The organism is Vibrio sp. Vb1980 (genome assembly GCF_033338615.1).
Classification (GTDB): Bacteria; Pseudomonadota; Gammaproteobacteria; order Enterobacterales; family Vibrionaceae; genus Vibrio; species Vibrio alginolyticus.
Genome location: NZ_JAWOSZ010000012.1, coordinates 156665 through 163581, shown reverse-complemented (window position 1 = coordinate 163581; position 6917 = coordinate 156665). Strand labels below are relative to the sequence as shown.

The following is a 6917-nucleotide window of genomic DNA, read 5'->3' as shown; positions in this document are numbered from 1 at the left end:
TGGTGATTTCTCCAATTGATTTTCCGGTGTAGCGGTTTCCGACGTCTCGGAAAACCAAGTAGTTCTCTCAAAGTTACTTTTATTAACGGCGCATGCCCTGTTTTCTTTAGAGAAAATTTTAGATTTTTTTGAAAATAATTCGTTTGGATGGGTAATCGTGACAAAGCGGATAAAAAAGCAAAAAAACTTTCATTTTTCGCTAAAGCTTCTTTTCGAATTGTCGATAAAGGCAGGTTTTGCGTTAAATTCGGGCAAGGCCGTTCATCAGCCAAGCAAGGTCAATGCTAGGTTTGGCGCTTGTTTTGCTTGCGCCAGAATAGAAGTACTGACCTGTTGTAAAATCTGCTGCTTCACCATTTGCGTAGTTTCTTTGGCATAGTCAGTGTCTTGGATACGACTGTTGGAAGCGGCTAAGTTTTCGTGGATATTATCTAGATTATTGATCGCATGATTGAAGCGATTTTGATATGCACCTAACTCCGCACGACTGCCATCTACCGTTTTCAAAGCATCATCTAAAATGCCGACCGCCATCTGAGCGCCACCGACCGTGCTAATATCAATACTATCTACCGTTCTATTTACGGTGACATACTTGCCAAGTTCTAACTCATCAGCCAGGCCACCACTGAAGGTTGGTCCAGGGTATTTTATGGCGTCCTTGTGGGACATGAGTAACTGCAGTTGCCCCTCTTCATTAACAGACGCTTTCACTTTATCGGTTTGCCCATTAATGTAAGTCGCGAGTTCTTCTATATCGTCGCCAGCTTTAGCTTCAATACGGATCTCCTGTTCTTCAAAATTGTTATCACGGTAGCTGATAACAATTTCATTATTTCCGTTTTGAACCGTCCAATCTGAACTGACTCTTTGATATGAGCTCATTGAAAAGCTACCTAAAGATTCCGGCTGCATGGTCCGCAGGCCAATTTGTACCGCTTCACCAGCCGTTGCACCGATTTGAAAAGACGATGTACCGAATGTGCCATTCAGCAATTTACGTCCGCCAAAGGAGGTCGTTTCTGCAATACGACTTAACTCATCATTTAAAGCAGAAACTTCTTCTTGCAGTGCAGTGCGCTCCGCTTTGCTGTTTGAACCATTGGCTGACTGTAGCGACAAATCACGCATACGTTGCATGATATTGGTCACCTCATTCATCGCGCCTTCCGCAGTTTGCATGATGGAAATGCCGTCATTCGCGTTACGTACCGCGACATCCAAACCACGCATTTGTGATTGCAAGCGGTTGGATATTTGCAGACCCGCAGCGTCATCCTTTGCGCTATTAATACGCTTCCCTGAAGACAAACGCTCCATGGATTGATTCAGCATATCCGTTGCACTGGTCAAATGACGCTGTGCGACGAGTGCTGCCACATTGGTATTAACGGTGATCGCCACGAGACACAGACTCCAAATAAATTAAGGCTTTGAGTACTTATCGACCAAGTAACAGAAAAGTTTAGTGTTTTTTGAAAAGAGATTGGAATAGAAATAGAAAACAAAAGCCCTCCATTGGAGGGCTTAAGAAATGAAGTCTGAGAACTTACTTGATGGCTAGCTCCGCGAGCATTTCTTGCGAAGGAGCGAAGAAGTACGCACCAGTTACCGCTGTTGTGAAACGAAGCATTTGGTCTGTTTTACCATCTGTCACGCCGTACATACTTTCTAGCATCACTTTAATGTTATGAAGTGTATTGCAGTAAGAAATAAACAGCAGGCCATGAGGCCCTGTCACCGTCCCGTATGGTAAGCTGTGGCGAACAATCTTCAAACCTTTACCTTCTTCTTTGATATCAACGCGACCAACGTGTGATGCAGCAGGAACGTCTTCTAGCTCGATAGAGTCTGGCTTGGTACGACCAATCACTTTTTCTTGCGCTTTGACATTCAATCGATTCCAAGCGGCAAGGTTATGTTCAAAGCGCTGAGCCATAACATAACTGCCTCCAGCAAATGGGCCCTCTTTTACTAGAGCCACATCAGCGCGAGCCTCCCCTTTCGGGTTTTCTGTGCCATCAATGAAGTCTGTCATATCACGAGCATCAAGGTAACGGTACCCATATGTTTCGTCCACAATGGTGACATCTTGTGCCGTCTCTTCTAGGAACTTACGCAACACGTAAAAATGCAAGTCGTGACGAGTCGAGTGACAGTGAATCAGTACATCTACGTCTGTTGCTGGAGCAACGATGTCACCTTCGCCAAGTTGAGTAAAATCAATAAGCTCTTCTGGCGCGTCTACATTAAGGTGTTCCCAAAACGATTTTGTGAATGCGATAGAAAGCGTCAGCGCTGCACCCGGCTGGGTAATGTTTAACTCTTCCACCAACTTTGGCAGTGCTTTCAGTTTTTCTAATACGTTTTCACGGTTTTGGTTCACTTTGAGTTGAGTGTACAGTGCAAATGGCCCGGCTTCTGGCACGATCGCCGTTTGAGCTTGTGACATTGAGGTTTCCTCTATTACTTTGCCCCAGAGTGGGAAGTTATTGTTTTTAATTCTTTGAATGCTGCTGTTCATCGTGCGCTAATTGTGGCACATGAAAACAGTCTTTTACCCATCTTCCATTTAGAAGATAGATCATAAACCAAGCTAATAAGGTAATGGTAAGGGCGTTTGCCCAATTAAACACTCCATGTTCTAGGTACACATGATACATGGTCTGAGCAAGTTGAATACCGCACAAGATCAAAGTGATCTCGCGACCATAGCGAGTAATTCTGTTTACCCATCCTCTGTCGGGATGACGAAGCCCCATTAACCACATAAGAAGCAAACTTGGAATGCCCATCGCCAAACCTAAATACAACGTACTTGAATCTGGGTAAACAATAGCGAGTAGCTTACTGCCACTATCACGACTTACACCAGCCATGGCAAACACCACCCATGAACGCACAAGAAACATCCATCCCACCCATAAAATGATCGGCGCCTTTAAAAATCCATGGGCGTCATATTGGTCAAACGAATAGCGCACAACATCTTCTTCTTTATGTGATAAAAACGTCACTTTAACCTATCGTTTCAGAGTTGCAAGCCAACAAAGATGAGAACTGAAGTTCATTTCAGCACCTTACACAGGTAAACTAAACAAAGATTTACAGCGACGTTGATGAGAAACATGAAAAAAAGAACTCCTGCCACCCCTGTGCCTTCTCAAGAAACTCAAGCCGAAGCGATGAGAATTGCCAAATCCACGCAGAAACCGGGGCAAACCAAAGAGCAAACCAAACTCATCGCTCAAGGTATCGAAAAAGGCATCGCGCAATATAAGAAACAACAAAAAGAGCGCAACCGCCAAGCCGATAAAGCGAAGAAAAAACAGCAACGTGAAAAACAACGTCAGCATGAAGAGATTATCGAACAAGACAATATCACCGACGATGCGCCAAACCATTCATCAAGCAAACGGCCTTGGACACTACTTGTTCTGAGCTGGATTGGCTTTGCTGCTTACATAGTATTGGGGAAATAGCTAATGAAACGCCTGTTACTTGGACTTTTTGTCGTGCTTCTAACGGGTTGCACGATGCCTTCTCACCTTACTCATGCTCAAAGTCAAGATGTTCATATTCGCATTGACGCGCAATTCGACCCTGAGCGATGCGAATACAAAGGCGAAGTCACCGGAAGTGAAGGCCATTGGTATAACTACATTTTCATGACTAATGACGCGATGATGCAAGGCGCGATGAACGATTTAAAAAACAATGCAGCGGCTATCGATGCGGACACCGTTTTTATGGTCTCCCCACAAGATTTTATCACTTCATTTAGCGTGCTGGGTTCCGCCTACCGCTGCAATGGATGAGGCCTGAATATGAAAAAAGCCAGCAATTGCTGGCTTATGCACGAAATCCAAGACTGCTAGCGATATCTCTCTCCCGCTCTAGAACCCATTGGCTATCAAAAGGCCCCCAATCTGAAAGTTGATAATAGCCGTCATTATGACGTCGGCCATCTTGAACGAATATGAGTTCAATGCCGATCCCAGGTAACGCCTTGAGTACATCTTGAATAGTACGACGAGGCCACCCCGTTTTTTCGATCAACTTTGGCACATTCGGCCTTTCTAGGTTTTCCACCAACAAGGCCAAATATAGCCGCCTTGCAAAAACAGGACTCAATTCCATTGACACCTCCTAAAATTGTGCTGATTCATTATTTCGTTTTTGCTCAGCGAGGTGTTGCGTTTGATCAATAACTCGACTTTTCCATTTGATTTAGACGAATTTTTATTCGATTTATAGCGCATTCATCGTAAATAAGTTATGTGACATTAGTTATCTCAATCTATCTGAAAATATTTTCCACCGCATTTTGTCAGTTTGATTGCTTCTTGATAGGATGCTTTAACAGCCCAAATCACTTAAGTGCGTCTTAACCGCGCCAGTGAAAAATAGAACAAAGAAAAAGGAAAGACTATGTCGATTACCATGTTTGGTATTCCCAACTGCGATACGATCAAAAAAGCCAAGAAATGGTTAGAAGCCGAGGATATTGCTTACGACTTCCATGACTACCGTAAGCAAGGCATTGATGCAGAAATGGTAAGTGAATTTTGTCGCGCTTTAGGTTGGGAACAGGTGCTCAATAAACGTGGCACAACCTACCGCCAATTAGCGCAAGAGCAGAAAGACACACTTAACGAGGAAAACGCCATCGCTCTTTTGGTAGAAAACCCTGCGATGATTAAACGCCCAATTTTAAAAGTGAATGATCAACTTCATATCGGTTTTAAAGCTGATCAATACGCTAGCATTTTCAACTCTTAAATAAAGGAATACTCAAGGATGACAGACAGTCCAGTATTGGCACTTGCTAAAGATCTGATCAGTAGACAGTCCGTAACGCCGGAAGACGCAGGTTGTCAGGATTTGATGATCGAGCGCTTAAAAGCACTCGGGTTTGAAATTGAAGTGATGGTATTTGAAGACACCACGAACTTCTGGGCTCGACGTGGTTCAGAAGTGCCGCTATTTGCGTTTGCTGGCCACACCGATGTGGTACCAGCTGGCAAATTGGAACACTGGAATACACATCCGTTTGAACCGACCATTATTGATGGTTACTTGCATGGCCGCGGCGCAGCTGACATGAAAGGGTCGCTAGCTGCTATGGTCGTTGCTGTCGAACGCTTCATTGAAGAAAACCCAGACCACAAAGGCTCAATTGGCTTTTTGATTACGTCAGATGAAGAAGGGCCATTTATCAACGGTACCGTTCGCGTTGTAGAAACGTTGATGGAACGTGGTGAGAACATCGATATGTGTATTGTTGGTGAACCATCCAGCACCGAAGTGGTTGGTGATGTAGTGAAAAATGGACGCCGTGGATCCATCACTGGTGATTTAACGGTAAAAGGAACACAAGGCCACGTGGCCTACCCTCACCTAGCCAGCAATCCAGTGCACGAGTCTCTACTCGCGATTCATGAACTCGCGACGACAGAATGGGACAAAGGGAATGATTACTTCCCACCGACTAGTTTCCAGATCCCGAATGTATCGGCTGGCACTGGTGCGTCTAACGTTATTCCTGGCGAGTTCCATGTTCAGTTCAACCTACGTTTTAGTACTGAGCTTAACAATGACGCAATTGTTCAGCGTGTTACCGAAACATTGGACAAGCATGGGCTGGACTACGACCTAAAATGGACATTCAACGGTGACCCATTCCTGACCGATACGGGCGCACTGCTAGACGCAGTTGTAGCTGCTGTGGCCGAAGTCAATGATACGAAGCCAGCGCTACTTACAACTGGCGGTACTTCTGATGGTCGTTTTATTGCTCGAATGGGAGGTCAAGTCGTAGAGTTAGGCCCTGTTAACGCTACGATTCATAAAGTGAACGAGTGTGTGAAAGTCGACGATCTTGAAAAGTTGACGGACATGTACGAAAACACGTTGAAACACCTATTGGCGAAGTAATCAGCGAGAACACAATGACACCAGAGCAACTCACCGGAATCACTGATTCTCATCTTCAATCCACACTAGTGGGGCAAAAAGCGTTTCTACTCCACCCTGAAGTGGCTGACGATCTGCTAAAGATGATTGAAGCGGCAACAGAAGCAGGTTTCAAAATGGAAATCGCCAGTGGTTTTCGTGACTTTAATCGCCAAAAAGCCATCTGGAACGGGAAGTTTTCTGGTGAGTTGCCAATTCTCGATATCAACTCCCGCCCTTTGAATAAAGCAGAGTTAAATGACGAAGAGAAATTGATGGCCATTTTGCGCTGGTCGGCATTGCCCGGAGGAAGTCGTCATCATTGGGGTTGTGATTTTGATGTCTATGCGCGCAATTTATTGCCTGCTGACACAAAACTCAAGTTGGAACCTTGGGAGTATATTGAAGGCCACCAGCAGGCGTTCTACCAATGGTTAAAAGCCAACCTTGGTCGGTTCGGTTTCTTCTTTCCTTATCAGCATGATTTAGGTGGCGTTTCGATTGAGCCTTGGCACATTAGTCACCGCGCTGTCGGGCAGCAATGCCTCGAGCAGTTGACGCTTGATGTACTCAGAAGCCAGTTGATTAAACAAAATCAGACCGACAACATTGCAGGGATTGACGTGATACTGAATAATTTGGATAACGTCGTTGCCAAATTTATTCACAATATCACGCCGCCGGAGGCTCTATGATAGAAATACTAACCAATCCTTGGGTCATTATTATTGTAGTGTTGAGCGTGGTCATTGGTAATATTGCCGCACTCAAATATACCGCAAAAATGAAGTTTGGTCAGATGGATAAAAGCCGTAAGAACGATTTAGATAAGCTGAACACATTGGATAAACAGCGCTACGCTGAAGAAGATAAAAACAAAAACGAGCCTCGTTAGTTACTCACCAGCTTCATCTCGACACATTTAATCTAAACATCAAAAAAGGGACCACTAGGTCCCTTTT

General features: G+C 44.6%; 11 protein-coding genes. 6 read left to right on the top strand and 5 right to left on the bottom strand.

Annotated features, from left to right (window positions below):
- The 4 genes from R7F64_RS17575 to R7F64_RS17560 form a co-directional block, all read right to left on the bottom strand.
- Window positions 1–272 (bottom strand): hypothetical protein (locus tag R7F64_RS17575; RefSeq protein WP_318071930.1); only part of this gene is annotated, 272 nt, incomplete at its 3' end.
- A complete protein-coding gene (locus R7F64_RS17570) occupies window positions 265–1404 on the bottom strand; it encodes a flagellin (RefSeq protein WP_005380443.1) in 1140 nt (379 codons plus the stop codon). The genes R7F64_RS17575 and R7F64_RS17570, both read right to left, overlap by 8 nt.
- A gap of 145 nt (window positions 1405–1549) precedes the next feature.
- Window positions 1550–2452, bottom strand: a complete 903-nt coding sequence (locus tag R7F64_RS17565) for a Dyp-type peroxidase (protein WP_005387715.1) — start codon at window positions 2450–2452, stop codon at window positions 1550–1552.
- A gap of 46 nt (window positions 2453–2498) precedes the next feature.
- Entirely contained in the window at window positions 2499–2984 is a 486-nt protein-coding gene (locus tag R7F64_RS17560; protein ID WP_025768263.1) for a DUF2919 domain-containing protein, read from the bottom strand.
- A gap of 144 nt (window positions 2985–3128) precedes the next feature.
- On the opposite strand from R7F64_RS17560, the gene R7F64_RS17555 reads away from it, so the two are divergent.
- Together R7F64_RS17555 and R7F64_RS17550 are read left to right on the top strand one after the other, a co-directional pair.
- Window positions 3129–3482: a DUF2956 domain-containing protein gene (locus R7F64_RS17555; RefSeq protein ID WP_318071929.1), complete on the top strand. Its 354-nt coding sequence runs from the start codon at window positions 3129–3131 to the stop codon at window positions 3480–3482.
- A 3-nt stretch (window positions 3483–3485) separates the two neighbouring features.
- Window positions 3486–3818, top strand: coding sequence for a DUF4156 domain-containing protein (locus R7F64_RS17550; RefSeq protein WP_005380435.1), 333 nt, complete (start codon window positions 3486–3488; stop codon window positions 3816–3818).
- A gap of 34 nt (window positions 3819–3852) precedes the next feature.
- On the opposite strand, the gene R7F64_RS17545 is transcribed toward R7F64_RS17550, so the two are convergent.
- Window positions 3853–4140: a winged helix-turn-helix domain-containing protein gene (locus R7F64_RS17545; protein ID WP_005380433.1), complete on the bottom strand. Its 288-nt coding sequence runs from the start codon at window positions 4138–4140 to the stop codon at window positions 3853–3855.
- 291 nt (window positions 4141–4431) lie between these two features.
- Between R7F64_RS17545 and R7F64_RS17540 the strand changes: the two genes are divergently transcribed.
- Genes R7F64_RS17540 through R7F64_RS17525 form a run of 4 tightly spaced genes read left to right on the top strand, consistent with a single transcriptional unit; the run spans window position 4432 to window position 6850 of the window.
- Entirely contained in the window at window positions 4432–4782 is a 351-nt protein-coding gene (locus tag R7F64_RS17540) for an ArsC family reductase (protein WP_005380431.1), read from the top strand.
- Between the two features lie 18 nt (window positions 4783–4800).
- A complete protein-coding gene (gene dapE / locus R7F64_RS17535; protein WP_213899292.1) occupies window positions 4801–5937 on the top strand; it encodes a succinyl-diaminopimelate desuccinylase in 1137 nt (378 codons plus the stop codon).
- A 14-nt stretch (window positions 5938–5951) separates the two neighbouring features.
- On the top strand, window positions 5952–6650 hold the full coding sequence (locus R7F64_RS17530) for a M15 family metallopeptidase (RefSeq protein WP_213899291.1): 699 nt from the start codon (window positions 5952–5954) through the stop codon (window positions 6648–6650).
- Window positions 6647–6850, top strand: coding sequence for a DUF2897 family protein (locus R7F64_RS17525; RefSeq protein WP_005380425.1), 204 nt, complete (start codon window positions 6647–6649; stop codon window positions 6848–6850). Before R7F64_RS17530 ends, R7F64_RS17525 begins: the two co-directional genes overlap by 4 nt.
- The last annotated feature ends 67 nt before the right edge of the window (window positions 6851–6917 follow it).

Bases quoted from the DNA above. Each gene is read 5' to 3' on its own strand.
- R7F64_RS17565 (WP_005387715.1), bottom strand. From the start codon at position 2,452: ATGTCACAAGCTCAAACGGCGATCGTGCCAGAAGCCGGGCCATTTGCA.
- R7F64_RS17545 (WP_005380433.1), bottom strand. From the start codon at position 4,140: ATGGAATTGAGTCCTGTTTTTGCAAGGCGGCTATATTTGGCCTTGTTG.
- R7F64_RS17540 (WP_005380431.1), top strand. From the start codon at position 4,432: ATGTCGATTACCATGTTTGGTATTCCCAACTGCGATACGATCAAAAAA.
- R7F64_RS17550 (WP_005380435.1), top strand. From the start codon at position 3,486: ATGAAACGCCTGTTACTTGGACTTTTTGTCGTGCTTCTAACGGGTTGC.
- dapE (WP_213899292.1), top strand. From the start codon at position 4,801: ATGACAGACAGTCCAGTATTGGCACTTGCTAAAGATCTGATCAGTAGA.
- R7F64_RS17555 (WP_318071929.1), top strand. From the start codon at position 3,129: ATGAAAAAAAGAACTCCTGCCACCCCTGTGCCTTCTCAAGAAACTCAA.
- R7F64_RS17530 (WP_213899291.1), top strand. From the start codon at position 5,952: ATGACACCAGAGCAACTCACCGGAATCACTGATTCTCATCTTCAATCC.
- R7F64_RS17525 (WP_005380425.1), top strand. From the start codon at position 6,647: ATGATAGAAATACTAACCAATCCTTGGGTCATTATTATTGTAGTGTTG.